Source organism: Aeromonas sp. HMWF015 (assembly GCF_963878965.1).
GTDB lineage: Bacteria > Pseudomonadota > Gammaproteobacteria > Enterobacterales > Aeromonadaceae > Aeromonas > Aeromonas veronii.
The window spans coordinates 1-2,622 of the sequence record NZ_CAWNZT010000403.1 but is presented as its reverse complement, the minus strand read 5'-3'; the positions used below and the strand labels follow the sequence as shown (position 1 = coordinate 2,622).

At 42.4% G+C, this 2,622-nt stretch carries 2 protein-coding genes; both read right to left on the bottom strand.

Annotated elements, in window-relative coordinates; all coding sequences use genetic code 11:
- Positions 1-115: 115 nt before the first annotated feature.
- Positions 116-1,342, bottom strand: a complete 1,227-nt coding sequence (locus AACS18_RS20640) for a restriction endonuclease subunit S (protein ID WP_068982301.1) — start codon at positions 1,340-1,342, stop codon at positions 116-118.
- 1 nt (position 1,343) lies between these two features.
- Positions 1,344-2,622 (bottom strand): SAM-dependent methyltransferase (locus AACS18_RS20635; protein ID WP_219927994.1); only part of this gene is annotated, 1,279 nt, incomplete at its 5' end.

Below are 2,622 nucleotides of genomic sequence, written 5' to 3'. Positions count from 1 at the left end.
GCTTCTGTTTTGTTTTTGAGTATTTTAGATTCCCACCCTTTTTGGGTAAGCACCTCAATAAAGGACTGCTCAAATTGTGCTTCGGTTTGAAACGTGGTCATGGTTGCGCTCCCTGCTAAACAAACATTTTGCTCAAGCAGGCCTGCTTGATGTTAGTAAGTTTGATGATCTGTTGTTGGTGTTGGTTGATCAGCACATCAAGCTTTTGGAAGTAGTTGCCGATGGCAGTTTGTTCTTCTTTCTTAGGCATTGTGAACAATAAAGCAGCTAAGTCTCTATTTCTGATGTGAACAACAGATTTACCCTGTGCTTTACTAGCTAACGCCTTATGAGGATATCCGTTGGATATCACCAAAGCTAAAAACACAGGATTTATTTCATCGTTTGGATAAATGATATTCAGATCACCGCCAAGAATTACGCCTGATTCACAAACGGCTGATGCTCTAGCTATATCTTCAGAAGATTCACCAGAGGCTGGCACTATGACTTCGTTACCAACACTTTTAACGGATTTAGACTTTTCTATAGCGAACGTATCAACCTGAGAAATTACGGTTTGATATTTTGTATAAAGGCGTCCATATAAAACTATTGGAGTTCCAGACTCAGATAAATCACTCTTTGAATAGCCCTGGCCTTTTGTGAATATTGCATATTCCCCTAGAGTAATTTCCACCCACTCCCCACTAAACCCTTTAAAGCGGATTTCTGGGATGGTTTCGCCTTGTTTGGGAAACATCTTTTCCAGCATGGCTTTTTTAATGCTGTTGAGCTTGTCGTGCTTTTGTTGGTGCTGGTTGATTAGGTTGTCGAGCTTTTGGAAATAATCAGTTATAGAATTTTGTTCAGTTACATCTGGGATTGTGATGGATCTGTTTTTCCAGTCGGAAACATCAAATACCAACTTTTCAATATCGACGCCATAAGAGCTAATGAAAAACAGTTTATGCATTTCAGGTCTTTTTGAGATCACTGTTAAAAACTTGGCAGTTACTTCATCACTGTCTGTAACAACAAGGTATTCATTAGATACAACAGCATTATCTAGACTCTCTGGCACGATCCCATTGGCACCATGAACGACCTGCCGCTTTGATATCAGATAATCACCTGCTTTAACCCCATAATAGTTTTTTACTAATATATTTTTGCCTTTCAGGGTAGCTCTAGGCACGACGCCTTCATTACGGCGCCTCACTGTTACCAATTGATATAATTCATTATCAAGCAATTCAACTGGGCGCTTTGTTTCAGCTAGGATGCTTCCGATTGCTTTATTCTGCCAATTACCACAAAACCCCTTAAACCGAATCTCAGGCACGTTATTTTTAACACTCATCTTATTCACCCTTCAACAACATGGTGAGTTCATTCAAGCCTTGCAGATCAAACTCATTGCCGGTGAGCTGGCCCATCATGTTGGCCAGTTCCTGCTCGGTGGTTTTTATCTCATTCGCTACTTGAGAATAAGTCGTGCTGTATTTATCGGCAAGGACTTGTACTTGGCTGGTCAACTGAGAAATTACGGTGCTTGGCATAGCGGCGAGCTCAACGCCTAATGGCATGATCCATTTTAGGTGCAGCAATTCGTTGACTTGATCAATGGTTAAGTCTTCGATGGTGGTTTTAGTTTTTAATTGCAGGGCGATTTGTGCTTCTTTGACCGATTTTTTCAGGGCTTTTTCTTCATCAATCAGTTTACTCGCCGCGATGATTTTTGCTTCGTAGCTTTCGGCTGAGAACTTGGTTTTGGTCTCTTTTTGCTCTTTTAGGAAGGCTTTCGCCGCTTTGGCGACGTCGGCATTGGCAAAGCCATCTTTGCTTTCTTTTACGGTGTCTTGCTCCTTTTCATCCTCAGAAAGGGATTCGAGTATTTCCTCAAGCGAGCTGGCGATTTTTGCCAGGTGGTCTTCTTGTTCTGCCAGTGCCGCTAGGTCATCGCTCAAATAGGTTTTTTGTACTAACTCAAAGGGCATGATGTGGCCTTTCCAGCCATCTTGTACTTCGGTGTCATTGCCCTTAACTTTTTTGACCACAATATTGGGGTCAACTTGCTTAGTCGCGGCAAACCCCTCTGTTTGCATCATTTCCAAATCGGCACTGATAACTTGCCATTGGTTGTTTAAATATTGATAGGCTTGGTATTTGTCGATAAGGGCAATGGGTGCCAGGCGATTAAATAACTCTGTGCTTAATACTATCTCTTGCTGGTTGCGGTTAACCTCTTGCCAGCTTTGAATAAGTTCGGTGTGTAAATAGTTATCAAAGCTGAGATCGCCATTGATGCCAGCAAAGGCTTGGTTGTAAGCGCTAATAAACTCGATAACTTGTGGATGCTGAGTAATGGTTTTATTAACGTCTTGTTTGGCAATGGCTAATTCACTGTAGGCGGCAGACTTGACCACAAACAGCGCATCGTGCAGTTGTGGGAATGCTTGCCAATACGGGTGTAGCTGTGCAATTTCGCTGTTGGGGATGCCACCTAGCATAGTGGCGTGTAAATCCCAGCTTTCAGCTGCTGGTGAAGAATCGACATAACGCGGAATATTTAAGTTATAGCCGTTATCGCGCAGGGTTTGCTTACTCACTACCTGCGAGAATTTGTCGATGTTTTCGCGG